This window comes from Paenibacillus ihbetae (assembly GCF_002741055.1).
Classification (GTDB): Bacteria; Bacillota; Bacilli; order Paenibacillales; family Paenibacillaceae; genus Paenibacillus_AQ; species Paenibacillus_AQ ihbetae.
This window is the reverse complement of the sequence record NZ_CP016809.1, coordinates 4,287,797-4,312,824: the sequence shown is the minus strand read 5'-3', so window position 1 is coordinate 4,312,824 and position 25,028 is coordinate 4,287,797. Positions and strand designations below refer to the sequence as shown.

General features: G+C 54.6%; 24 protein-coding genes and 1 riboswitch. Of the genes, 9 read left to right on the top strand and 15 right to left on the bottom strand.

The genetic code is table 11. From position 1 onward, the window contains the following. Positions 1 to 83: 83 nt before the first annotated feature. A riboswitch (TPP riboswitch) is annotated at positions 84 to 196 on the bottom strand. Positions 197 to 362: 166 nt separating this feature from the next. Continuing rightward, the gene (gene asd, locus BBD41_RS19240; RefSeq protein ID WP_077568053.1) at positions 363 to 1,208 is read left to right on the top strand and encodes an archaetidylserine decarboxylase; all 846 of its coding nucleotides are present in this window, start codon (positions 363 to 365) and stop codon (positions 1,206 to 1,208) included. A gap of 32 nt (positions 1,209 to 1,240) precedes the next feature. Here the strand turns inward: asd and BBD41_RS19235 are convergent, their stop codons facing one another. From BBD41_RS19235 to pdxR, 4 genes are all read right to left on the bottom strand, one after another. Next, on the bottom strand, positions 1,241 to 2,128 hold the full coding sequence (locus BBD41_RS19235) for an SDR family oxidoreductase (RefSeq protein ID WP_237086841.1): 888 nt from the start codon (positions 2,126 to 2,128) through the stop codon (positions 1,241 to 1,243). 363 nt (positions 2,129 to 2,491) lie between these two features. Further along, complete coding sequence (locus tag BBD41_RS30485; protein WP_257790685.1) at positions 2,492 to 2,614, bottom strand: hypothetical protein; 123 nt, start codon at positions 2,612 to 2,614, stop codon at positions 2,492 to 2,494. A gap of 136 nt (positions 2,615 to 2,750) precedes the next feature. Continuing rightward, positions 2,751 to 3,536 carry a helix-turn-helix domain-containing protein gene (locus BBD41_RS19230; protein WP_077568054.1) on the bottom strand — a complete coding sequence of 262 codons (786 nt, stop codon included), beginning with the start codon at positions 3,534 to 3,536 and terminating at the stop codon, positions 2,751 to 2,753. A gap of 20 nt (positions 3,537 to 3,556) precedes the next feature. Then, positions 3,557 to 5,056, bottom strand: coding sequence for a MocR-like pyridoxine biosynthesis transcription factor PdxR (gene pdxR / locus BBD41_RS19225; protein WP_099478473.1), 1,500 nt, complete (start codon positions 5,054 to 5,056; stop codon positions 3,557 to 3,559). A 124-nt stretch (positions 5,057 to 5,180) separates the two neighbouring features. Between pdxR and BBD41_RS19220 the strand changes: the two genes are divergently transcribed. The 3 genes from BBD41_RS19220 (at position 5,181) to BBD41_RS19210 (ending at position 7,477) form a co-directional block, all read left to right on the top strand. Beyond that, positions 5,181 to 5,795, top strand: a complete 615-nt coding sequence (locus BBD41_RS19220) for a pyridoxamine 5'-phosphate oxidase family protein (RefSeq protein WP_077568056.1) — start codon at positions 5,181 to 5,183, stop codon at positions 5,793 to 5,795. Positions 5,796 to 5,922: 127 nt separating this feature from the next. Beyond that, positions 5,923 to 7,221 carry an aminotransferase class I/II-fold pyridoxal phosphate-dependent enzyme gene (locus BBD41_RS19215; RefSeq protein WP_099478472.1) on the top strand — a complete coding sequence of 433 codons (1,299 nt, stop codon included), beginning with the start codon at positions 5,923 to 5,925 and terminating at the stop codon, positions 7,219 to 7,221. 130 nt (positions 7,222 to 7,351) lie between these two features. Next, positions 7,352 to 7,477, top strand: coding sequence for a sporulation protein YjcZ (locus tag BBD41_RS19210; protein ID WP_077568058.1), 126 nt, complete (start codon positions 7,352 to 7,354; stop codon positions 7,475 to 7,477). 141 nt (positions 7,478 to 7,618) lie between these two features. Here BBD41_RS19210 and BBD41_RS19205 read toward each other — a convergent pair whose 3' ends face one another. The 3 genes from BBD41_RS19205 to BBD41_RS19195 form a co-directional block, all read right to left on the bottom strand. Beyond that, positions 7,619 to 8,839 (bottom strand): ABC transporter permease, encoded by a 1,221-nt coding sequence (locus tag BBD41_RS19205; protein WP_099478471.1) that lies wholly within the window; start codon positions 8,837 to 8,839, stop codon positions 7,619 to 7,621. Further along, positions 8,836 to 9,588 carry an ABC transporter ATP-binding protein gene (locus BBD41_RS19200; RefSeq protein ID WP_099478470.1) on the bottom strand — a complete coding sequence of 251 codons (753 nt, stop codon included), beginning with the start codon at positions 9,586 to 9,588 and terminating at the stop codon, positions 8,836 to 8,838. Before BBD41_RS19200 ends, BBD41_RS19205 begins: the two co-directional genes overlap by 4 nt. 151 nt (positions 9,589 to 9,739) lie before the next feature. Continuing rightward, on the bottom strand, positions 9,740 to 11,080 hold the full coding sequence (locus BBD41_RS19195; RefSeq protein ID WP_099478469.1) for a DEAD/DEAH box helicase: 1,341 nt from the start codon (positions 11,078 to 11,080) through the stop codon (positions 9,740 to 9,742). A 188-nt stretch (positions 11,081 to 11,268) separates the two neighbouring features. Here BBD41_RS19195 and BBD41_RS19190 point away from each other — a divergent pair, with 188 nt between their 5' ends. After that, positions 11,269 to 12,102, top strand: a complete 834-nt coding sequence (locus BBD41_RS19190; RefSeq protein ID WP_099478468.1) for a nucleotidyltransferase domain-containing protein — start codon at positions 11,269 to 11,271, stop codon at positions 12,100 to 12,102. 8 nt (positions 12,103 to 12,110) lie between these two features. Here the strand turns inward: BBD41_RS19190 and BBD41_RS19185 are convergent, their stop codons facing one another. Beyond that, on the bottom strand, positions 12,111 to 12,884 hold the full coding sequence (locus tag BBD41_RS19185; RefSeq protein ID WP_206098254.1) for an SDR family NAD(P)-dependent oxidoreductase: 774 nt from the start codon (positions 12,882 to 12,884) through the stop codon (positions 12,111 to 12,113). Between the two features lie 100 nt (positions 12,885 to 12,984). Beyond that, positions 12,985 to 13,443: a chemotaxis protein CheX gene (locus BBD41_RS19180; RefSeq protein ID WP_099478467.1), complete on the bottom strand. Its 459-nt coding sequence runs from the start codon at positions 13,441 to 13,443 to the stop codon at positions 12,985 to 12,987. A 410-nt stretch (positions 13,444 to 13,853) separates the two neighbouring features. On the opposite strand from BBD41_RS19180, the gene BBD41_RS19175 reads away from it, so the two are divergent. Continuing rightward, positions 13,854 to 14,756, top strand: a complete 903-nt coding sequence (locus BBD41_RS19175; protein ID WP_007132016.1) for a LysR family transcriptional regulator — start codon at positions 13,854 to 13,856, stop codon at positions 14,754 to 14,756. Positions 14,757 to 14,828: 72 nt separating this feature from the next. After that, the gene (locus BBD41_RS19170; protein WP_077568063.1) at positions 14,829 to 15,638 is read left to right on the top strand and encodes a histidinol-phosphatase; all 810 of its coding nucleotides are present in this window, start codon (positions 14,829 to 14,831) and stop codon (positions 15,636 to 15,638) included. Positions 15,639 to 15,941: 303 nt separating this feature from the next. Here the strand turns inward: BBD41_RS19170 and BBD41_RS19165 are convergent, their stop codons facing one another. Further along, positions 15,942 to 16,850 (bottom strand): metallophosphoesterase, encoded by a 909-nt coding sequence (locus tag BBD41_RS19165; RefSeq protein ID WP_099478466.1) that lies wholly within the window; start codon positions 16,848 to 16,850, stop codon positions 15,942 to 15,944. 163 nt (positions 16,851 to 17,013) lie between these two features. Here BBD41_RS19165 and BBD41_RS19160 point away from each other — a divergent pair, with 163 nt between their 5' ends. After that, a complete protein-coding gene (locus BBD41_RS19160; protein ID WP_099478465.1) occupies positions 17,014 to 18,393 on the top strand; it encodes an aldehyde dehydrogenase in 1,380 nt (459 codons plus the stop codon). A gap of 205 nt (positions 18,394 to 18,598) precedes the next feature. Here the strand turns inward: BBD41_RS19160 and BBD41_RS19155 are convergent, their stop codons facing one another. From BBD41_RS19155 to BBD41_RS19135, 5 genes are all read right to left on the bottom strand, one after another. After that, positions 18,599 to 19,294, bottom strand: a complete 696-nt coding sequence (locus BBD41_RS19155; protein ID WP_099478464.1) for a potassium channel family protein — start codon at positions 19,292 to 19,294, stop codon at positions 18,599 to 18,601. 127 nt (positions 19,295 to 19,421) lie between these two features. Further along, entirely contained in the window at positions 19,422 to 20,222 is an 801-nt protein-coding gene (locus tag BBD41_RS19150; protein WP_099478463.1) for an AAC(3) family N-acetyltransferase, read from the bottom strand. Positions 20,223 to 20,341: 119 nt separating this feature from the next. Further along, positions 20,342 to 21,106, bottom strand: a complete 765-nt coding sequence (sdhB, locus tag BBD41_RS19145; RefSeq protein WP_077568068.1) for a succinate dehydrogenase iron-sulfur subunit — start codon at positions 21,104 to 21,106, stop codon at positions 20,342 to 20,344. Between the two features lie 15 nt (positions 21,107 to 21,121). Beyond that, positions 21,122 to 22,867 (bottom strand): succinate dehydrogenase flavoprotein subunit, encoded by a 1,746-nt coding sequence (gene sdhA / locus BBD41_RS19140; RefSeq protein ID WP_077568069.1) that lies wholly within the window; start codon positions 22,865 to 22,867, stop codon positions 21,122 to 21,124. A gap of 275 nt (positions 22,868 to 23,142) precedes the next feature. Continuing rightward, the gene (locus BBD41_RS19135) at positions 23,143 to 23,811 is read right to left on the bottom strand and encodes a succinate dehydrogenase cytochrome b558 subunit (protein ID WP_099478462.1); all 669 of its coding nucleotides are present in this window, start codon (positions 23,809 to 23,811) and stop codon (positions 23,143 to 23,145) included. 271 nt (positions 23,812 to 24,082) lie between these two features. Between BBD41_RS19135 and BBD41_RS19130 the strand changes: the two genes are divergently transcribed. Next, positions 24,083 to 25,009 carry a LysR family transcriptional regulator gene (locus BBD41_RS19130; RefSeq protein ID WP_077568071.1) on the top strand — a complete coding sequence of 309 codons (927 nt, stop codon included), beginning with the start codon at positions 24,083 to 24,085 and terminating at the stop codon, positions 25,007 to 25,009. Positions 25,010 to 25,028 lie beyond the last annotated feature (19 nt).

Genomic DNA, 25,028 nt, shown 5'->3' with positions numbered 1-25,028 from the left:
TCCATCGCTAATTTTTTGAAAATGGAAAAATCGCAACAAAAAACCGTCTGGAAAAACGCGCAGACGGAAATTAGGCCCTAATATGAGCAGGGTCGGATATTCTCTACGCTGGCATTACCCAGTTCAGATTAACGGTCAACAGCGGATAGCAGCTGCAATCTCAGCCTGATTCACTCAAGCACCCGTATTCCCTATTCGGTTTTATGTTAACTTTAAAATACACAGCCTTCCCTGTTTTGGCAAGAGTCTTTTTTTCTTCAGAGTCCGTTTGTTGATTTCCAGCCGATTCTATGTCAATATCAGAGTGATTGCTTTTCGAGCATCATCGATAGCTGAGGTCTTTGCACAAAAAGGAGATAAACATGGCCAAACGATTGCTGCGTCTGATGACAGAGCTCTCCTCCCGAAAGTGGTTGTCCCATTTGGTGGGGCAGTTCTCCCACAGCCGGTTGAGCCGTCATCTGATCCCTGCATTTATTCGAATATATCAAATTCCGGCGCATGAAGCGGAGAAGGAGCTGCATGAATACCGCTCGCTAAATGAATTCTTCTCCCGCCGATTAAAGATCGGCCTGCGCGCCATAGATGCCACAGCCGATGCGATGGTAAGCCCGGTTGATGCGACGATTACCGCCATGGGCACCATCGATACCGGCACCATCCTGAACGTCAAGGGACAGGATTACACCATTGAAGAGCTGCTTGCACAGTCTCCGAGATTCGAGAATTATGTGAACGGTTACGCGTTCGTCTTATATTTGAGCCCGACGGACTACCATCGGATCCATTCCCCGGTTACCGGCGTACAGATCGAACGGGAGCATCTTAAGGGCAAGGTGTACCCCGTCAACGATTTTGCCATGACCCATATCCGGTCGGTGCTCAGCCGCAACGAAAGGCTCATTACCTACATCAAGCATGAATTCGGTGAGGTTGCCGTGGTCAAGGTCGGGGCTTTGAACGTAAGCAGCATCCGATATGCCGACGAGAGCGTGACGAAATGGCAGATCGGGGACGAGCTGGCCTACTTCGAATTCGGCTCAACCGTTGTGCTGTTGACCGAGAGCGGCACCTTTACCCCCCGGGGAGATCTCGCTCTCGGGTCGACGGTTAAAATGGGCGAGCTGCTCGGCATCCTCCATCCGCCCGCAGACAAGAAGAAGAAGCGGGAGGTGTGCTTGGAGCAGGAGTTATGTACGGAAAAATAAGAACGCCCTTGCCGTTTTAGACAAGGAAAACGTCATGAATCATCTTTTCCCAGCAGCCGGACGATCAGCCGCTGAAAGAAGCGGTCGGGCAGCCATGCCTTGATCCGCCCGGTCAGCCGGGTGCTGCGGGGAAGCCGGTACCGGAATCTTGGATGGTCCATACCGGCGATTCGAGCCACCAACCTTGCAACCTCGAGCGGATCCCCGCTCTTTTTGGCGGTCCGTTCGGAGTACGCCAATACCCGCTTCAGCATCCCGCTGTAGGGCGATCCCTCCCTCACCTTCAACTCACCGAAGCTCTTCCCCCAGATCGGCGTACCATAAGCCCCGGGCTGCACCAGCACCACATCGATGCCAAGAGGCATCAATTCCATGGCCAGGCTTTCCCCAAGGCCTTCGACAGCGAATTTGGAAGCCGCATACGGGCCGTACCCCGGAAAGCCAACAACGCCGCTGATGCTGCTGATCAGAATCATTTTGGATTTACCGGTCCGCCGCATCAGCGGCAGCATGCTTTGCGTTACGGCGACGGTTCCGAGCACATTGGTCTCGAGCTGTCTTCTCCACTCGCTGAGCGGCACGTCCTCTACGAATCCGCCGACCGCGATGCCAGCGTTATTGACCAGCACATCCAAGCGCCCGAGCTCTTCCTCTGCGAAGCGCGCGGCTGCTAATACCTGCGCTTCGATGCAAATATCAAGCTCGATCACGCGAATCCGTTCGGCCACGTCGAACTTCGCCGCCTGCTGCAGGAGCTTCCCGGCTGCCTCCGGTCTTCGCATCCCCGCTGCGACATCATACCCGCATTTCGCCAGCTCGATGCTGATCAGCAGTCCGAAGCCGCTGGATGCGCCCGTCACCAGGGCTGTCTTTTGATTCGCCGCTTTCATAAACTCCATCCCCCCAGCTTTCTCAATCATGCAGTCGCGACTCCCCCGCTTGGCCTAATCCCTTGCCGCAACTCGAAAACCTCTTATAAACCGCTTCGCGAATATCCGTAACCTGATCATACACGGGGTCGGGCCCAAGCTCAATCGTGAAACTTAGATCCTGAGCATACAAGCCAAGGGGCATCACGCCAGGGGCCCATGTAAAAAGAGAGCCCTGCCGGACTCCCTTTACGGTTAACTTATAATATTATTCCCACATGATGCTACTCGCCAACCAGCCAACCTGGTATGTACAAGACTTTTAAGATCACCCGGCCGGGCTGCTAGCTTTGGATCATCGTATATAAAATCGGGGTTCACCTTCTTATCCCCGGACAAAATACTCAGGCTCCATCAAAACCATACATCAAGATGCCCTTGGTTCATCGTCGACTTCATGCGGCGCAACCGATTCCGAAAAATGCTGCCGCCGCCGCGACTGAAAAACCGCCCGCGCACCCGTCTTCTTGGGCTCATTCCCTTACACCCCCCTTCAATAATCCCTTGCTCTCTATAGACCGTAAGCGATGATTACCCTAAATGGCTTACGATGAAACCCCGGTCCCTTTCCGCTACCGCAAGAGCATGCGCCAACAAAAAGGGCGCGGGGGAATCACCTGATTTCGGACGGACTTTTTCCGGTATATTGCTTGAATTGCCGGCTGAAAAAGAAAATGTCGCGATACCCGAGCGCGTCGGCCACTTCCGTGACATTCATTCCCTGGTGCACCAGCAGATGCTGCGCCCGCTCGATCCGCATCTGGATAATGTAGGATTGGACCGGCGTGCCGATCAGCTCCTTGAATTTGATCGAGAAATAACGCGGGGACAGCCCGGCTCTCGCCGCCAAATCCTCTACGCGGTGGGGAATTCCCGGGTGCTGGCGCACATAGTTGGCGATTTCGTGGATCGCCTCCATCAGCTGGTTGCTGGCTTTTTTTACGACAGGCTCATTCAGGTCGGACCGCAGCAGATGAATCATGAGCTGCTTCAGGATAAGCTGGCCCTCTTCTTCCGCCCCGTAAGGCTTGTCCAGATACAACCGGACATACCGCGCCAGCAAATATTCGAAATCCATCGTCTCGCTTAGCTGACGGTATGGAGCCGGAATGTCCGTAACCGGTTCCTTTACGTCAAAATGAATGTATGTTAAAACGAGCGGCTTCTGCGGATTATGGGTTGCGCTGGTGTGGTCGCCCGGACGGAACAGGAAGCAGCTCCCCTTGCCGATCGTATAAGGCTTATCATTCAGTTCCAGCGTCCCTTCACCGCTCCATACATAAAACAGATCGTAGTTCTGCATGGGCCGTTCGCGTTTCTGCCACTTCCAGCCCGGCTCGCAGGCGATCTTCGCCAAGGCGGGCATTATGACAAAAGAAGACGGCGATGCATTCAGCATCACGTCATTCCCCCTCATCTCTAATAAAAATGTTCTCTTTCCATCATACCCGGTTTTCCGTTTTTTTGCATGTCCGCCCATGCCGATGCCAAGCGGAGCACGCCTGCTTCGATACGTGCCTGCTCCAATTGGGAAAATCCAAAGCATGCGCCGGGCGGACCGGGAGTGCAGCTGTAAACGGTGGCATCGCGAAACAGCACGCCGCGGCTGCGCGCAGCCTGTCGAAAGGCGTGATACTCGGCGGGTGATTGCAGCCAGTCGGCATACACATGCAGCCCCGCATCGCAGGGCCGGAGCCGGAATAAACCGCCTGCATGGGCATCCATCGCTTCGCGGAGCGCCCGATACCTCGCCCCGTAACGCCGGGTCATCCGCCGAAGATGCCGTCCGTATCCGCCGCTGGCGATGAACCGTGCCAGCGCCCGCTGCTCCAGCACGCCGGGCGAGATCGGATCATACAGTGACTTGGCCGTGATGACGGCATGCGCAAAACTTGGGGGGAGCACCGCATAGCCGATCCTTAGCCCGGTGAACATCGTCTTGGAGAAGGAGCCGACGAAAATCACCCTCCCCTCGTCATCCAGCATTTTCAATGGCTCGATCGGCTTGCCTCCCCAGCGAAGCTCGCTGTCGTAGTCATCCTCGATAATGTATGCCTGGCGGGCTCTCGCCCAGTTCAGCAGCGCCCTTCGCCTCTCCAGCGGGAGCACGGCTCCCGTCGGGTACTGCCGGCTCGGGCTAACGACCAGCAGCCTGGCCTCCCAGTCGGCAGGGACAAGTCCTGAAGCATCGACCGGTGCCGGCAGCGGAATCCCGCCGGAAGCGTACACGCCCCGGCGGATCCCGTCGTAGCCGGGATCCTCGATTACCGCGTGATCGCCGGGGTCCAGCAGGAGCTGGAACAGCAGGACGATCCCCTGCATTGATCCGCTGAAGATTACGATATGCTCCGGCTCCGCCTGGATGCCCCGCGTAAACCGGAGATGCCCGGCAATCGCCCGCCGGAGCTCCATAGAGCCTGCGGGCGGAGCGCCGGAGGACAGCTCTCTCCCCCCGCTCCCGCCGGCATAGTTCAACGCGCTCCGCCATTCGTCATACGGAAAATCCTCCATCGGCATGCGCGCATCGGCAAAGGATATGGTGCCTTTCGGCGGCGCAAGCTCCATCCGGCGGAGCTCCGCGGATTCATCCCGCAGCTCCGCCAGCCGCCGGCCCCAGGCCGACAGCAACGGGGCCGCCGCGGGAGGAGACGTTTGCTGCGGCACCGTGATCCCCTCGGCGACAAAAGTGCCGCTCCCTTGTCTTGAGACGACGTAGCCTTCCGCCATCAGCATGTCATAGCTTTGCGCAGCGGAGCCTCTGGATATGCCGTACAGCTTTGCAAGCTCCCGGGTAGCGGGGAGGCGCGTCCCTTCCGGCAGCCTGCCGCTGTGAATCGCAGCGCGAATAGCGTGATAAAGCGCCAAATATTTGTATTTGTACTGCTCAACGTAGGTTTCGAACGGAAGCCCAAGCTCCACCGGCGGGTCCTCCCTTTTCTAAAATTGGACTATATAAATTAATGTAAATTGGCGCTTTTTCCTTGTCAATGTTCATCGTATGCTGATATCCATACCCAATGCGATGGAGGGAGAGCGTAATATCATGAGAAGAGACGAATTTGCAATCGAGGATCCGAAAGAGATCGAGGATTTCCTGAACGGAATGAGCTTCGGCTTTCTCGGAACCGTGGATGAACACGGGCTGCCGCGGGTTACGCCGCTCAATTTTGTTTATGTACAGGAGAGCTTCTACTTTCACGGCAGCCGGCTGGGCGAGAAAATGGAGCATCTGCGCCGGACTCCCGCGGTCAGCTTTACGGTAGCGGATGAGTATGCCTTGATCCCTTCCTATTTCTCGGATCCGGAAATGGCATGTCCCGCAACGGCCTACTTCAAGAGCGTAACGGCAGCCGGAGAAGCGTTCCTCGTGGACGATCTCGAGGAGAAAGCATTGGCTATGGAAGCCATGATGCGCAAGCTCCAGCCCGAAGGCGGTTACCGCACCATCGATGCCGGAGACCGCGCCTATGCTTCCCGGCTCAAGGGAGTAGCGGTAATCAAGCTCGTTCCGAAGCGGATGAGCGCCAAATTCAAATTCGGCCAAAATCTGAAGCCTGATCGGCTGCAGGATATGATCGGGCGGCTTGAGCAACGCGGCCGAAGCCGGGACGGCGAGACGGCTGCGCACATCTGTAAATATTACCCTGGGCCGCGTTAAATCTGGGCATTTATCCGTGACGGTTCCCGGGTCTGATGGTATAATGAAAGGCAATGAAAACGTAAGAAGCTTTCATGCATCCGCCTCTTACCTTAACCAAAAGTACTCGGAAGGAAGGAACCATTTCATGAACCCATTGGCTGGACAATTGAACGAGAAACTGTTAGCAGGCAACCCGCATGTGTACGACATGCTCTCCTCGCTCGGCAAAGAAATATACTTCCCGAAGGAAGGAATTCTGAGTCAGTCGGCGGAGGCATCCGCCCAAGCGAAGAAATATAACGCGACGATCGGCATCGCCACCGAAGGCGGCATCCCGATGCATCTTGGCGTGATCCAGGATAAGCTTTCGGCTTTCCAGCCGAAGGATCTGTATCCATATGCCCCGCCGGCAGGCAAGCCCGAGCTGCGGACCGTATGGCGGAACAAGATGCTCCATGAGAATCCGTCCTTGGAGGGAAAGAGCTTCAGCAATCCGATCGTCACCAATGCCCTGACTCATGGTCTCAGCATCGTGGCCGACCTGTTCGCCGATGAAGGCGATGCGGTCATTTATCCGGACAAGAACTGGGAGAATTACGAGCTGACGTTCGGCATCCGCCGCCATGGCGTTCATGTAACCTATCCTCTTTTCACTGAAGATATGAAATTTAATGCGGAGGGACTTCGCGAGGCTCTTCTGAACCAGAAGGATAAAGGCAAAGCGATCGTTCTGCTGAACTTCCCGAATAACCCGACAGGCTACACGCCGGGAGCCGAGGAAGGCGCAGCCATCGTAGCCGCCATTAAGGAAGCGGCCGAGGCTGGCATTAACGTTGTCGTTGTAACCGATGACGCCTATTTCGGATTGTTCTTTGAAAATTCCTTGACGGAATCGCTGTTCGGGCATCTTGCCGGCCTCCATCCGCGGATCCTGCCTGTGAAAGTCGACGGCGCTACGAAGGAAGAATATGTATGGGGCTTCCGCGTTGGCTTCATCACCTTCGCCTCGGAAAACCAGGATGTGCTGGATGTGCTTGAGCAGAAGACCCTCGGGATCATCCGGGCAACCATCTCCAGCGGCCCGCATCCTTCGCAGTCGTTCGTCCTTGAAGCGCTGAAGGCGCCGGAATTCGAAGCGCAGAAGCAAGAGAAGTTCAGCATCATGAAGGGACGCGCCAATAAAGTAAAAGCCATTCTCGACAGCGGCAAATACGGCGATGTATGGGAATACTATCCGTTTAACTCGGGATATTTCATGTGCCTGAAGCTGAAGACGGTATCAGCTGAAGCGCTTCGATCCCATCTGATCCGCCAATACGGCGTCGGTACGATTGCCCTGGGTGAGGATGATCTCCGGATTGCATTCTCCTGCATTGAAGAGGAGTACCTCGAGGATCTGTTCGACCTGATCTACCAGGGAATTCAGGATTTGCAGCAGGCTTAAGCCGATAGACCCTCGTCCGATTTGATCTGAGCATCTTTCTTTGATAAATAAACGCTCGCCCATACACATAGCCCCCCTGCAACATACAATACCATGTACTACAATTCAACTAAGTGAAAGGGGAATGAACATGGGTGCAGTTGAAGATGTAAGAGGATGCGGCGGATACGGCGGATATGGCGGTGGATACGGAGTAGGAGCAATTCTGGTTCTCTTTATCCTGCTCGTTATCATCACTCGTTCTTTCTGGGTGTAAGCCACTTCCTAGCTGGCGGCGCGGATATTGACAGGTCGTCCGACCCCAAAGGACACTGCGGTTTCTGCTGCTGATACGGCTACTATTCATACGAAAGCAATAGAGGAAGGCCGGGATGGATGCATCCCGGCCTTCCTCTATTTATTCATCATCCTCATCGGTTCGTCGGTTCTTACGGACAGCGTTCCAGCGGGACAGAAGAACCAGCGCGATTCCTCCCGCCAATGTAAGAAGCGTCCGATCCGGCGTTCCGGGAACTGACGGGATCAACGGTAACCACAGCAGCACGGCCCAGAACAGCTGCACCTGAAAGATCAGCTTATTCTCGCTGCTCCGCCTTGTCCCCTCGGGAAGCGGGTAAATATGCAGCCAGAAGGATTCAGGATGAAGCTTGCGCAGGGCGGACAGCTGCAGTCCGATAATCAAGAGCCCCATCCAATATACGGCTGCCGAAGCCCAGTCATCCCGGGTGAGCCATACGAGCAGCACTCCCAGCAGTCCGACCCGGACCAGAATGCCCAAAATATCGCTGCGGGCAAAGCTCTTGACGAGCAAATACCGGTAGGCCTCGTCCTTGCCCCACGGAATGCCCTTTCCCCATCCCGACAGCCATTTCCTGGCGTGCACTCGCTGCTCGCGCTGCGGCACATTCACGAACCAGCTCAGCACCAGCATGACCCGTCCCGCCTGTCTTCGCTCAATGGCGATTAACCGCTCCCAGGCAACAAGGTGCCGGACAGGAAAGCGCAAAGCGAACCCATACGCGAGACCGAGCAGGGCGATAAAGATCAGGCTTCGCCCGGACGGATGCCACAGCCAAGCGGCAATGCCGAGCGCCGACACGGCCCAGCGCAGTAAACGGTAAGCGCCTGCCGCGGTACGGGACACCATCAGCTGCTCCCTCCAGCTTCCGTAACTGGCGAGCAGCTTGAGGGCAGCCAGCACCAGGAACGTGGCCAGAAGCGTCTTTGGCGACGTATCACTGCGTATGTACAGAGGCCATAAAATAAGGAGTACGATGCCTAGACCGATGATTTTGTATACGACACCGGCGGTCCAGCCTTTGCGGAAATAGATATGCATTCGGGATTCCTGCGGCAGCAGAAATACCGTGTCCGCCGGACGCAGATATGTGCGCACGCTGCTGTTAATGACGAGCGGGAGCAAAATAACCAGCATGATCCAGCGGATCGGGAGCTCCTGCGGAATATGCTGCAGAAAGGCCGTATACCACGCCGCGAACGCAATCAGCAAAAACAGCGTAACGACGGCGACCCCGCTTTGTATGACATAACCCAGGTAGGGCAGGATATCGCCCCAGAACTGACCGCGCCGTTTATCATACAGCTCGCGCAAGTTCATATCCCGCTACCACCTTGAACCAATTCGTTAAACAGCTCCTCCAGCGGAAGGCCGGGCCTTCCCGCTTGCTCCCGCATCTCCTCCAGCGTTCCTTGGGCAATAATGCTGCCGCGGTGCAGCACCACGAACCGGTCGCAATAATTCTCGATGGTGGAGAGGATATGCGAGCTTAACAGAATGGAAGAGCCGGAAGCCTTTAGCTCCAGCATGAAATCAAGCAGGGAGCGGATCCCGAGCGGATCCAGCCCGAGAAAGGGCTCATCGATAATATAAAGGGAAGGTCTGGCCACGAATGCGCACATTATCATCACCTTTTGGCGCATCCCCTTGGACAGATGCGTTGACAGGCTGTCCATCTTCTCCTCCATCCGGAACAGCTTGGCCAGCCGCTCTCCCCTCGATTCATAATCCTCGCGGGAAACGCCGTAGGAACGGGCCGTAAATTCCAAATGCTCGCGAACCGTCAACTCATCATACAGAAGCGGGGATTCGGGGACAAAGCCCAATGCGCTGTGATACGCCTCGGAATCCTCCGTCCGGCGCTTGCCTTGGACCTCGATCTCGCCCTTCTGCGGATTCATCAGACCGAGGATATGCTTCATCGTCGTGCTCTTCCCCGCCCCGTTCAATCCGATCAGACCGACCATCTCCCCCGGCTGCACCTGGAACGTAATATCATGCAGGACCGGACGGTTAATGCTGTACCCGCCGCTTAATCCTTGAACAGACAACACCGGCTGCTCACTCATTACCACATCACCTCTTCTACTTAAAAAAAGCACCGAATCCTGCTATGGACAGAAGCCGTATGTGCACGCCGATCCCGCTTGAGGATATCGGGCCCAGCTCAGAGCCGGCTTCTGCGGATTCGTATCGGTTACATATAAGCTGTGCCGCAGGTCAGCCCCGCGGCGGTTTATTCTTAAGCCATTTCGGCGCACCCTTGTTCTTGCGGTCGCGCTCCCTATCGCTCGGGCGATCTCCGTTCGCCTTGCCGTTTCCTGCCCTTCCCTTTGTGCTGATCGATGCCGGTTTCCGGGCAGCCGGCTTATTGGCTCTATTGCCGGCCTGTGGACTGCGGCCGGCCCCCCGTTCCGAATCGGAACGCGGCGTGCGCACCTTCCCGCCGTACAGAACTCTCTCTTCGATCGAAATACCCAGCTCGCGGTTGAACTTACGCATAATAAAGGTTTGCCGGTCGGTCACTAGGGTAATCGCAAGCCCCTTCCGCCCCATCCGTCCTGTCCGCCCTGCACGGTGGGTATAATGCTCGGCATCAATCGGGGGATCATAGTTGATGACCATGCCGAGACCTTCAATATCCAGCCCCCGGGCAGCGACGTCACTTGCCACCAGCAGCTTCGTCCGCCCCTCCCTGAAAGCGTTGAGAACCCTGCTTCGAGTCAGCTTGTCGGCGTCTCCGTACAAGGCGGCCGCATTCAGTCCGAGATAATTCAGCTTGGCTTCCACCTCGGCCAGATCCTCCGTCGCATTCACAAAGACGATCGCCCGGTCGGGATCGTAATGGCGCACGATCCGGCGAAGCATGTCCAGCTTGTCCCGCTCTTCGGATACGAAATAATAATGCTCCAAACCGGACGGCGTCCGGCGCTCCGGATCGATGCCGATTTCAACCGGCTGATCCATCTCCTTCTTAGCCAGCTCAGCCGTCTCAGGACCGACGGTTGCCGATAGGAAGACGAGCTGACGGTCGCGCAGCGCGCTGCGCAGAATCCGCTCCACATCGCTCGCACCGCCCGACTGAAATACCTGATCCACCTCGTCAATGACGATGGTGGTTACCTGGTGCATTTTGAGCTTGCGAATTTCGATCAGCTCCCGGATGCGTCCCGGCGTTCCGACGATTAGCTGCGGATGCTGCTTCAGCTTCTCGATCTGCCGCTTGGCCGCCGCGCCGCCGATTAATCCGATGACGCCGATGCCGCGGGTTTCCCCATAACGCTCGCCCTCTCTGACGATCTGGATCGCCAGCTCCTGGGTTGGAGCTACTATCAGCTTCTGTGCTGCCTTTACCTCCGGGTCGATGCCCTGGAGGATCGGCAGCAGGTAAGCCAGCGTCTTGCCGGTTCCTGTCTGGGACGTTGCAAGCACGTCCTTGCCCGCAAGGATCGGAGGAATGGCTTCGGCTTGAACCGGTGACGGCGTCATAATGCCGAATTCCGACAGCCTTGCCGTTAAATCCTCCGCTATTCCCAATGTATGAAACGTAGTTGAAGTCATATGATCGTCCATCCTTTATTTTATCGGGTCTCATTCATTCCTTCTCATTATATGCCAAAACCGTGCGCTCACCAAATACAACCTTTCGGGCAAGCATTTGTGGGAAGAGTTTTCGCTTTCATTACCATCGGTCATTTGCCGGTTTTCGTGTACAATGAATATAACAGATCCGACTGGGGGGATTTACCATGACTGCAAAGATCGAAACACTGCTTGATAAAATCACGAAAGAACTCCGCCATCTGCCCGGCGTCGTTGGCGTCGTGCTTGGCGGCTCCAGAGCGAAAGGGACAGCCCGGCCGGATTCGGATATCGATATCGGCATTTATTATGATGAATCCGAGGGCTTCCAGGTCGAGCATATCGCCAAGGCAGCGAAAGCTTTGGATGACGAGCATCGCGAAGGCATTATCACTTCGCTCGGGGAGTGGGGCGCCTGGGTCAACGGGGGCGGCTGGCTAGTGATTGAGGGCTATCACGTGGATTTCTTGTTCCGCGATATTCACCGCGTGTCCCGAATCGTGGAGGAATGCGCGAAGGGATCGGTTTCGCCCCATTACCAGACGGGGCATCCGCATGCGTATCTTAACGTGATGTATATGGGGGAGCTGTCTGTCTGCCGCATTTTGTCCGATAAGGATAACCGCATGCAGACGCTGCAGGCGAAAACGAAGCCTTATCCTCAGGCTTTGAAGAGCGCAATCATCGGATTTTTCACCTTCGAGGCTTCCTTCTCGCTGATGTTTGCGGACGATAGTGCGGCGAAGGATGACGTCACCTACGTTGCCGGCCACGTCTACCGGTGCATTGCCTGCTTAAATCAAGTGCTGTTCGCCAAGAATGAGACCTACTGCATTAACGAGAAGCGCGCAGTGGCCATGATCGAGTCCTTCCCGATCAAGCCGGACCGCTATAAGGAACGGCTGGACCAGGCGATTACCCTGCTCTCGGCGGATGCCGAGCAGACGAAACAGGCTCTCCGCCTGCTGCGCGACATTCTCGCGGAGACGGAAAGCCTGTAGGCTGTTGATTATTTCTGATTCATCCACCGATGGGATATACGGTCCGCGAATCTCGGAAACAGCTGATATAAGCGGATGCCGACAGCGGCCAACCTTGGCAGATTGAGCTCTTCCTTGCGTTTGATAATGAGCTTGACGACCTGTTCGGCTACGTATTCCGGCTTCATCATAAGCCAGCCGACATTTTTGACGTATCCGCCCGAAGGGTCAGCCAAGGAGAAGAACGGTGTATCAATCGGTCCCGGATTGACGGTCGAGACGGTGATGCCTGTATGCCGGAGCTCCTGCCGCAGAGCATTGCTAAGTCCCAATACGGCATGCTTCGTCGCGGAGTAGGCGGTGGATTTGGCAGTGCCGATCTTCCCTGCCATAGAGGCGATGTTGACGATCTGACCGTCGCCTCGCTCCAGCATCCCGGGCAGGACAGCCTGGGTGCACCGTACAATCCCCATATAATTGACGTCCATCATATCTTCAAATTCATCGGGAGGCATGTCCAGGAAGGCCTCGAACTTGCCGTATCCCGCATTGTTTACCAGCACGTCGATTCTGCCGTGCTTCCGGCATGCTTCTTTCAGCACCGAATCCACCTGCTGGGGGTCTTGTACGTCCATGACGACCAGCTCATGGGGGCCATTCAGGCGGCCGCCGGCTTCCCGCAGGCGTTCCATCGAACGTCCGGCCAGTATAACGACCGCGCCTTCGTCGGACAGCCGCTGGGCAATCAGGGCCCCGATGCCGCTTGAAGCCCCCGTCACCACGATCACTTTATTTTTGAGCATGATTTCGTTATCCCTTCCTTTGCCGCTAGGGTTCCCTATCAGCGCCTGCCGGCTTCCCGGCACTGCCCCGAAGGAGCACGGCGGCTCACTTGGTCTTATTTTACGAAATCATGACTTGAATATCCAGTTCGCCGATGCCTTCCATCATGAGGGGAATGCACAGCGCTTTTTTCTGAAACAGGCTGGAGGCATGATCCGACTTAATCACCCGCGGCGGCGTAATATCAACGCTTACCCCCTGGTTGGACAATATCATGCTGGCATTGCCGCTGATCATATTGCCCAGCTCCGAGATCGCACTCTGTCCCATCTCGTCCATTTCGGTAATGACGTAGCCGCCCATCATGGCCGATACCATATGCAGCGCTACCTTCTCCTGGATTCCAAATACGATATCCCCGTTCATTTGCCCTGTCATTCCGATTTGGATCCAGATATGATTCTCGATAAATCCGATCTCTTTGACCCCAAGATTCCCCGTGGAAGGTGAAACCTGTATGACTTGCTCGATCACATGTCGTGCGGACTCTAAAAAAGGATTGATGACTTCCGCTTTCATTCCTTACTTTCGCCCCTTTCACTGGGTTGTTGGTCAGGGTCCCAAAGTCCCAACGATTTATTAAACATTATAATGGATACCCTGTAATAAATCATCACAAATTAGCGACAACCCCCTGTTCCAACAGCTGTTTCAACCTTGGAGCTATCGTAATAACATCGGTTTCGCATTCGGTCATCCATTTGCTCAGAAGGTACTTTGGTCTCACCTGAAGCTATGTCTACTTTACTATTATCGGATGCATTCGCAATCTTTTAATAATAAATGTCCGGATTTCGAAACTTTTTAGCTGACATGAGCAGGATGCCGCCCTTAATTGCTCCTTCCGGCAGAATACCCTATAATTTAAATAAAGCGGGTTGCACGTGGAGTTAAGAGCGGAAGAATCATATCAAGTAAGGAGGAAGGCTATGAACATCAGCCAATTGGAAACGCTTATTACCATCTCCAAAACGATGAGCTTTCGCAAAGCCGGAGAGCTTCTTAATCTGACACAACCGGCCGTATCGGCTCAGATCAAGAGCTTGGAGGAAGAGTTCAAAACCGTGCTGGTAGACCGGAGCCAGCCGGTAACGTTAACCGACCGTGGACAGGTGTTCGTGGAGCATGCCGAGCAAATCCTGAGCATCGTGGACGAGCTGAAGCAGCGGCTGTCGGATCTAGACCAGACGCCTCAAGGGCATATTCAATTAGGTACGACCACTTCCATCGCCATTCAGATTCTGCCCCGGGTTCTTTCCTACTTCCAGGATCAGTTCCCCCACATCAAAACAACCATTCAATCCATGGCATCCTCGCAAATCTACCATAGTGTGGAGAATGGTCTCATCGACATCGGGATCGGTTATTTGATTGAACGCAATCCCAACCTCAGTACATCCATCCTGTACTACGACACGTTTGAGTTAGTTGTATCCCCTCAGCACCCGCTGGCCAAACTATCCAAGGCAAGTATCGATGTGCTTGGCAGCACGCCTCTTATTTTGCTATCGCGCGATACCGTTGGCCGCCGTTTCGCCGACGACGTCATGAAGAAGCACGGCATCGATCCTCAGGTCGTCATGGAGCTGTCCAGCAGCGAGGAGATCAAACGGATGGTCGAGATCAATCTTGGCGCCGCCATCATTTCGAAGCAATCCGTAGCGACCGAGCTTCGAAACGGCACCCTGCAAATCGTTCCGCTCAGCGAGCTGGAGGTAAGCCATCCGGTCGGCGTCATCTACAAGAGCGGTCGTTATGTCAGCTCGGCCATGCGGCAGTTTCTAAGCGACTTGAAGGGCATGCCGGAAACGCAATTCATCAGCACCGAGTAAGCACGATAGCGATGATCGGAATCAGGTTCTCGATATTATGTAGGACGGTAACAGCATGAAGGAGGGCTTATCATGAAATTTGATCTGCACACCCACCATTTCCGCTGCGGCCATGCGGACGGGAATATTCGGGATTATATCGAAGCGGCCATTGCCGCGGATTTGCAAGTCATCGGGATTTCGGACCATACCCCATATTTCGGAAGCGAGGAGGAGCATCCTTTCCCTTCGATCTCTATGGCCAAAGCCGACTTTGACGGGTACGTCCAGGAAGTCCTGCAATTGAAGCGGGAGTACGAGGGGAAGATCAAGGTACTGCTCGGAATCGAATCGGATTTCTTTCCGGAGCATGCCAATGTATATCAACAGGCGATGGCCGCCTACCCTTTCGATTACATTATCGGCTCCATCCACCATGTGAGAGGCATCAGCATTTTTAATAAAAACCGGTGGAAGAAGCTGTCGCCGTCCGAGCAGGTGGCCGATAAGGAGGAATATTTCAATCTGATCCGGCAGTCCGCGCGAAGCGGGATGTTCCAAATCATCGCCCACATGGATGCCATGAAGGGCAACTATCCGTTATTCTCCGAAATCAAGGCAGATGAAGCGATTGAAGAAACGCTGAAGGTCATCGCGGAATCCGGACTGGCGATTGAGATCAATACCTCCGGCAAAACGAAGCTGTGCGGCGGATGGTACCCGTCCAATGAAATTCTGGAGGTCGCGCATCATTACGGCGTCGATGTGACCTTCGGCTCGGACGCCCATAAGCCTTCCCGGGTCGGCGACGAGTTCGAGGAAGTGGCCAAGGTTTTGAAAGAGATCGGATTTAAGGAATGGGTCTATTACGAGCAGAAACAGAAGGTTGCCGTACCTCTTTAATAGGGGTACCCCTTCTGTTTTTTTAATGAGGATCGATAAATATTAAATATGAACAAAAAAAAGTGGACCCGCACAGCGGATCCAAAAGCATCATATATATTCTCAAAAGGGGGTCATGTGATAAGTTTAACCTCTCGCTGTTAGAGTTTCATAACAGGTATATTTCATTTGTGTAACAAAAATTCAAATTGTACGTTTCATATTGATCCTTTTGCCCGAACATGAACAGCTGTCTGTTATGTTATCGCACCTTGTTCTTATCAAATCAGCATGGCTGAATTCAAGCACCAAGTCTTAGCACGGTCACACGCCTTCTGAACGAAGCGTCAATACCGTAAGCTCTGGTTGACATAATAGCCGGACCGGAAGCTGCGTCATCCCGATTCCCCGATTGACGTACAGCGGCATCCCACGGCTGCCGACATGATACAAGCCTTGGACATAGCGTTTCGCCCCCGGCGGCGTAACAACCTCCCCGAGCCAAGGCAGCCGTACCTGTCCGCCGTGACTGTGACCGGAGAGCTGCAGATGAACCGGGTACTCCGCTGTTGTATCGCCATAGTCCGGTTCATGCATCAGCACCAGCTTGAACATCCCCTCCGGCAGTCCGTCCAGCGTCGCTGCCGGATCAGGACGTCCCCAAATTCCGTCATCCAAGCCCGCAACCGCGATCGCTTCGCCGCCTCGCTTGAGCATAACGCGGCTGTTGCGCAGCACGGTGAATCCCGCCTTCTCCTCCATCCGGATCAGCTTCGCGACATCGTAGAAATCATGGTTGCCGAGGATCGAGTATTTGCCGAACGCGGCTTCCAGTCCGGACAACGGCTGGATCGCTTCCTCCAAAGCATCAAGCTCCCCGTCCACCATATCCCCTGTAAAGCATATGAGATCAGGCTGCTCCCGGTTAATCGCTTCAACCACCCGGACGGCATCCTTGGCACCGGTGTAAAAGCCCAGATGCATATCGCTAAACTGTACGACCTTCAAGCCGTTGAAAGCAGCAGGCAGACCGGCAAGCGCCAGCGTGAGCCTCCTGACCTCCAGTCGGTTAGGCTCCCACAAGGAGGCGTAGGCACCCACCGCAAGGCCTGCTCCCAGCAGCGCAGCCGCCCCATGCTTCAGAAACCGGCGCCGGGTCATGGTCGTGCCCGCCGCCGGCTTGGCATCCGCTTGGCTGGATGCGCGCTGAGGCCCTGTGGATGAATTTTTCATAATCGGACATCCTCCTATATAATATGGGAAAGAACACATGGATTGTATTGGCGTGATCTTATCCGTTGTTAGTTCGAAATAACGGTTAAGCATATTGCTTTGCACAATAAATCTTACAAGTCTATGCCGTCGATGCCCATGGAAAGGAGCCTGCAGCCTGCTTATGACTGTTAACGAATCCATCCCGTCATTAGTTTCATCGCAGAAGCAGTTTTTTCTGAAAGGATTCACGAAGGAGCCCGAATACCGGATCCGGCAGCTCACCAGACTCCGCCAGATCATCGTCGCCAGGGAGAGCGAGGTGATCCAGGCGCTGCGCCAAGACCTGAACAAGAGCGAGCAGGAAGCCTATACGACTGAAATCGGGATCGTGTACAAAGAGCTCTCGCATATCTTGAACAATATAAAACGCTGGAGCAAACCCGGGCGCGTGAAAACGGCCCTGACGCATGTCGGGAGCAAGGGAATGATCTACCCTGAGCCGTACGGCAGCGTGCTGATTATTGCTCCCTGGAATTACCCTTGGCAGCTTGCCATCTCTCCTCTGATCGGCGCGCTGGCTGCAGGCAATACCGCTATAGTTAAGCCGTCCGAGCTGACGCCCGCCGTCTCCGCGCTCATTACGTCCATCTTGGAGGAAGCTTTCCCGTCAGAGTATGTGGCTTCTGTTGAGGGCGGACCGGAGGTCAGCACCGAGCTGCTGAAGCAGAAGCTGGACTATATCTTTTTTACAGGCAGCGTAAATGTGGGGAAAATCGTGATGGAAGCGGCAGCGAAGCATCTGACTCCCCTCACGCTTGAGCTCGGGGGCAAAAGCCCCTGCATCGTTCATGAGGATGCGCCCTTGAAGCTGACGGCATCCCGCGTTGCCTTCGGAAAGTTCACGAATGCCGGCCAGACATGCGTCGCACCGGATTATGTATTGGTTCACAGCCGCGTAAAGGAGCCGTTCATCGCTTATTTAAAGGAAGCGATCGTGGACTTCTATGGCCCGGAGCCGCTGAGCAATCCTGAATATGGCCGAATAGTAACCGAGAAGCATTTCGATCGGCTGGCAGGCTTTCTGGATAACGGCCGCCTCCGTCATGGCGGCAGGGCCGATAAGGAAATGCTCCGCATCGAACCGACGGTTCTGGATCAGGTGACATGGGATATGCCGGTTATGGATGAAGAGATCTTCGGACCCGTATGCCCGATCCTGACTTATGAGGATATAAATGAAGCGATCCGGGCCGTTCAGTCTCGCCCCAAGCCGCTTGCATTGTATTTGTTCACCGAGAATGAAGAAGTACAGGAGCATGTGCTGTCCTCCGTCTCCTTCGGCGGAGGCTGCGTCAACGATACGCTCATGCATCTGGCTACGCCATATTTGCCGTTCGGCGGCGTCGGTGAGAGCGGGATGGGCTCATATCACGGGCAATACAGCTTCTACACGTTCTCGCATATGAAAAGCGTGCTGAAGCAGACGAACCGGTTCGACTTTAAATTCCGATATCCGTCCAAAAACGGGCTCAGCATTCTTAAGAGGCTGCTAAAGCCGTAAAACGGGGATAACCATCAATGAGAGCAGACCTTGGAGCTTGGTGGTGTCGTTGGAGTCTCTGCTCCCTTCCCGGCTGGGTGCCTATCAACGGTATATGAGATCAAATTTTTGATGATTGCTGCAGCTACGCTCCCTGCAATATCAGCATGAGCATCCAATGCGCCTTGAGCCGAAATCATTTCCTGCGCTCGTCAAGCCTGGCTGATTATCGGGTGTAATGCTTGCGTCTGTGGGGCGGGGCTGCCGTCCCCGGCTCGCCGCCCTCTTCTGTGCTGTAGATTTCAGGCTGATCGCTCCCCGGCTTGAATATTTGCCGCAGTGTTCCCAGCATGGACAGCGCGTAAGCAACGGTGATAAAGCTGAAGGCGATCTCCAAGATGACGACAAGTCTTGAAGTGTTGTCAACCGGACTAACATCCCCATACCCGACCGTTACGAACGTGGCCATGCTGAAATACAGAAAGGTCACGAACTGCGACAGCGGGTCCTCTCCGAGATTATCCCCTTCGAAGGATACGCCGCCGAACAGCTTGTAAATCGACATATATACCAGCGTGAAAAATAAAATGCACATGGCAGCGGCCAAGCTGATTCGGACGAGCGTCGTCTTCATATCGACATGCCGGTTCACGGAATCTGCAATCTTATCGAAAATGTACAGCACATAGAAGACAACGGAGCACAAGGAGAAGATCACGATGAGAGCCCGCATCCCTCCCTCTCCAGGTACAATTTTCATCAGATCGATCCAGCCGAGCAAATCCTCCACCGACACCAGGACATAAATCAGCAACGGTGCCAGCAGCAGCGGCCGGCTTGACCACTTCTTGTCCATCATGTAGAACGCATAAATCAAGCCTACCAAGCCAACCAAATTGAGCAGCCACATCCACCAGCTCATGAGCGTTCCCTCCTTTCTACGGCCTCTTTAACGACCATCATCTACCTCCGGCCGTATAATAACGCCTTATCGTCTATTACCCTTGGAGAGGAGCTCATGCAACTGGCGTTCCTTGGCAATCCGCCTTTTACCGGTTACGGGCCAGCCAATCGACGGCAAAATCGACCATTCTACGCTGTTTGACCAGCACGCAGGAGGCAGCGCCTACATTCCCGAAACTGCAGTCTTCCTTGCACGCCTGCTCAAATGCCGCCCCCAGCGCTTCAAAGTCGTCGGAATGATAATTGATATCCGAAAAGGATACCCATTCCGTCTTGCCCCCGGCTCGCGATACCGGAGCTTGGGACGTGATATGCTCTTTGCCCCTCCACGCTGCCCGGTACTCGGCCAGATGAAAGGAGGTATCGCTGCCATAGCCGGTTCCGAGCATCAACACGAAGGCATCTGCCGCGTACAACCGGGCCAGCGGCGAGGATTCCCCGAGGCCGTCAGTCAGCGGATGCGGTTCCATAAGTTCTCTCGCTGCACGGCCGCGAGCTGCGAAGGAGACGTGCGGATGAAGGCTCCGGATGACCCCTTTCTGTTTGCGGAACGTTTCCGGAATAATCCCCATTCCCGAGGTTACGGTTGCATCGGGATCATAGGGAGGCATACTGTCCCGGATCAGCTGCCACCATTGGGGATCCGCCGGCGGATTCCCCCAGGTTTCCGGGTTCGTTAAATTCGGGGACTGCGTCGGCATCACCAGCGTCCCTTCCTTGCCTAGCACCTCCTCCAGCGCGAGAATGACGGCTTCGGCTCCGCCGACGATCCATCCGCCGATGCTCTTAAGCGAAGAATGGAGAAGCACGGTCATCCCCTCCTTTACGCCCAAAGCGGCGAAATCCCGGCTCAAATCCCGGATCGTAATCGGTCTTTCTGTAATCATGTTTGCGTACCACCTTTGAATAAAAAGTTCTCTATTATCGTACAACAAAACAGCGCCCGACCGCGAATGCATACAAGCGGTCAGGCGCTGCTGTTGCCAATATCGTAAGCTTTTCGGTTCTAGACGCTGAGCCAGCGCTTGAACAGATGCTTCGTTGTTTCTTTATTCATCTCCGCGATCGATGTCGTCAGCGGAATGCCTTTCGGACAGGAGCGTACGCAGTTCTGCGAGTTGCCGCAGCCTTCGATGCCGCCGTCCTGCATAAGCGCCTCAAGACGCTCCTCCTTGTTCAACTCGCCCGTTGGATGGGCATTGAACAAGCGAACCTGGGAAATGGCCGCAGGACCGATAAAGTCGGTTTTCTCGTTGACATTCGGGCAAGCCTCGAGACATACACCGCACGTCATGCACTTGGACAGCTCGTAAGCCCACTGGCGCTTCTTCTCCGCCATGCGGGGACCGGGACCGAGATCATACGTGCCGTCGATCGGAATCCAGGCTTTAACCCGCTTCAGGGCGGAGAACATCCTGCTCCGGTCGATGACCAAGTCGCGGACGACAGGGAAGGTCTTCATCGGCTGGATGCGGATCGGCTGCTCCAGCTTGTCGATCAGTGCAGCACAGGCCTGGCGCGGCTTACCGTTGATGACCATCGAACAGGCACCGCACACTTCCTCCAGACAGTTGGAGTCCCAGCATACCGGGGAAGTCGTTTGGCCTTGCGCGTTCTTCGGATTGCGCTGAATTTCCATCAGCGCACTGATGACGTTCATGCCGGGACGATATGGAACCTCAAATTCCTCTGTATACGATTTGGATTCCGGATTGTCCTGGCGAGTTATAATAAATTTCACACTCTTTGAGGCGGTTGCCGTTTGAGCCATGGTAAATCCCCCTTCTTACTTTTCTTTCGAATAGTCGCGAATACGCGGCGGGATTAAGGAAACATCCACTTCTTCGTACGAAATTTGCGGACCTTCAGGGGTCCATTTCGCTTTCGTTGTTTTCAGGAACTCCTCATCATTGCGGTCAGGGAACTCCGGCTTGTAATGGGCTCCGCGGCTTTCGTTCCGGAGCAGGGCTCCAAGCGTCATAGCTTCCGCAAGCTCCAGCATGTTCCACAGCTGACGCGTGAACGCCACGCCTTGGTTGTTCCAGCGGGATGTATCGGTCATGTTGATGTTGCGGTAGCGCTGCTTCAATTCCTTGATCTTGTTGATGGTCTCCTGGAGCTTGTCGTTGTAGCGGACAACGGTCATGTTGTTGGTCATCCATTCGCCAAGCTCTTTATGAATCACGTAAGCATTTTCCGTGCCTTCCATCTTCAGAAGCCCTTCATACTTCGCGGTTTGCTCTTTCGTGTACCGGTCGAAGACGCTGGAGGAGATATCCTCGGACGATTTCTTCAAGCCTTTAATATACTCGATCGCCTTCGGACCTGCGACCATACCGCCGTAAATGGCCGATACGAGCGAGTTGGCTCCCAAGCGGTTGGCTCCGTGATATTGATATTCACATTCCCCGGCTGCGAACAGACCCGGAATATTCGTCATCTGGTTGTAATCGACCCACATGCCGCCCATGGAATAATGGACTGCCGGGAAGATCTTCATCGGAATTTTGCGAGGGTCGTCACCCATAAACTTCTCATAGATCTCGATGATGCCCCCGAGCTTCACGTCCAGCTCCTTCGGATCCTTATGGGAGAGATCCAGGTATACCATGTTCTCGCCGTTAATGCCAAGACCCATGTCCACACATACGGAGAAGATCTCGCGAGTTGCGATATCCCGCGGAACGAGGTTGCCGTATGCAGGGTATTTCTCTTCAAGGAAATACCAAGGCTTTCCGTCTTTATAGGTCCAGATCCGGCCGCCTTCACCGCGGGCCGATTCCGACATCAGACGCAGCTTGTCGTCGCCCGGAATGGCGGTCGGGTGAATCTGGATGAATTCGCCATTGGCGTAGTATACGCCCTGCTGGTATACCGCGCTTGCTGCCGTACCGGTGTTGATAACCGAGTTCGTCGTTTTACCGAAAATGATGCCGGGACCACCGCTGGCCAAAATGACGGCCTCCGCCTTGAACGCCCGGATCTCCATGGAGCGAAGGTCCTGGGCGGCTATGCCGCGGCATACGCCCTCGTCGTCAATGACCGCGTTCAGGAACTCCCAGTTCTCGTACTTGGTCACGAGACCCGCAGTTTCCCAGCGGCGCACCTGCTCATCCAGCGCGTACAGCAGCTGCTGGCCGGTCGTCGCTCCGGCAAACGCCGTACGGTGATGCTTCGTTCCGCCGAAGCGGCGGAAATCGAGAAGGCCTTCCGGCGTACGGTTGAACATAACGCCCATGCGGTCCATCAGGTGAATAATGCCCGGAGCCGCTTCACACATAGCCTTGACCGGCGGCTGGTTCGCCAGGAAGTCCCCGCCGTAAACCGTATCGTCAAAGTGCTCCCACGGGGAGTCGCCTTCGCCTTTCGTATTAACCGCTCCGTTAATGCCGCCTTGCGCGCACACGGAGTGAGAACGTTTCACAGGTACCAGTGAGAACAGATGAACATGGGCTCCCGCTTCGGCCGCTTTGATGGTTGCCATCAATCCGGCCAGGCCTCCGCCCACTACGATAATATTAGATGCTGCCATTTATACGTTCACTCCTTTAAGAGGTTGTTCAAAAAGTCGTCTTTTGATCACGTAGTGTATCAAGATGTAACTCGGCATCGAATCTTGAACTCAGCCGGGCCTAAGTAGAAGCTTCCGAAGCATGTTTCCTGCGGAAACATTTCAAGTGCTCACGTACCCAATACCTACGTTCAACCCTTCAGTCCCTAGCTTCATCTAACCTAAAGCGTTTTGAAAAAACGCACTTCGGAAGCATACGCTCCGGTGCTGAAAAACCGGCTTTTTGAACTTGCACTTTAAGCCAAGACTGTCTTAACTACATCGATCGCTGCTTGCGCCGCCTGGAATTCGGAGTTTCTGAACCCGGTCATCGCAAGGATAAACAGGACGCTCATAAATACGAACAGGCCCATGCAGATGTATGTGGATACACGCTGTGCGCGCGGGCCGACGGTAATGCCCCAGCTAACGAGGAATGCCCACAAGCCGTTCGCGAAGTGGAACGTAGCCGATACAACGCCGATGATATACAGAACAAATAATACCGGATTGCTCACGATATCGTGCATGACGGCGCCCAGATCATCATGGGTGATCTTGCCGATCATGATTTGAAAACGGGTGTCGTACATATGCCAGATGACAAATACGAACGTAATAACCCCGGTAATCCGCTGAACGGTAAAACGAATGTTCCGCTCATAATTGTAGTTGCCGATGTTGTTTTTGGCCTGATACGCAATGTACAGTCCGTAGACGCCGTGATACAGCAGCGGCAGCCAAATCAGGAACAGCTCGAGGAAGAAGACAAGCGGCATGCTGTTCAAGAAATGAACGGCTCCCTCGAAGCCTTTCTTTCCACCCTCGAAAGCCTGAAAGTTGGATATCATGTGGCTGAGCAGAAATGCTCCAAGCGGTATGACACCGAGTAAGGAATGCAGCTTTCTGGAATAATACCCTTTCATTAGTTGACGTTCCCCTTTCCAATGTGCAGCGTTTTCAATTTCAATCTTTCCTATTTACGGAACAATTACACTTACTTACGCACTTACACAGTGCTTTTCGCGTGCAACGACAAAATGTTCCCTTTTTCCACAAACGTGTGAACATCCTGTGTCATGTTTCATGTTACTCCTTTTTTTCTTATAAGGGAATTGCAATATAATTATTAATCGTTATAATCTATACGCATAAGGATATTTTGGAACACCATCCTATATATAATGGAGGAATATCATGCTCGAAGATCTGGACATGTTTGCCGTTGTGGTGGAGCAATCCAGCATCAATAAAGCGTCCAAGCTGCTGAACCTGTCCCAGCCGGCGCTCTCGCGGAAGATCGCCAAGCTCGAGGACGAGCTCGGCCTGCCGCTGTTCAACCGACGCGGCAAGCGCCTTGAGCTGACGTCGATCGGACAGATCGTATATACCTTTGCGCTGGAGCAGCGCCAGCAGCAGCTGAAGCTCATGCAGACGCTCGCCCACTATCGGGAAGGGGAGCAGATCTCGATTAATCTGGGCGCGAGCCTGACGACGCTGCAGACGACGCTGCCCCCGCTCGTCAATGCGTTCATGGAGCGGCATCCCGCCGCGGAGATCAAGCTGATTACCGGCAAAACCCATGAGATCGTTTCCTATGTTAGGGATAAACGGGTAGACGTCGGCATCGTTGCCTCTTCCATCAACCAGCCGGGACTCAACTGCATTCCCCTGTTTGACGATCATTTGGAGCTCGTCATTCCAGCCGTCCATCCGCTGGCGGAGCTGGAGGATGTCGAGGTCGAGCACCTGCAGGGACTACCGATGATTATTTTCTCGACCGGCACCTGGTACCGTAAGCTGACCGACGACCTGTTTCACCGGTGGGGCATCATGCCTGATATTCGGATGGAGATCGATTCCTTCGAAGCGATCGTCCGCTTGATCCCGACCTGCAAAGCAGCGGCCCTGCTTCCGAAATCATACCTCCGTCCGCAGCTGCTCTCCGACAACGGGCTTGTGGACATTCACATCCCCGCGCTCATGGAGACGCGGCGGACGACATCCCTGATTTACGGGGATGCTTCAGAGCTCAGCAGCGCCGCCCGTCGCTGGATTAACGAGACCGAGGTGCTCTTCCGGAGCCTTGCGGAAGAGAAGCAGCGAAAAAACCTGACGACCTAGAAATTCGTCAGGTTTTTTT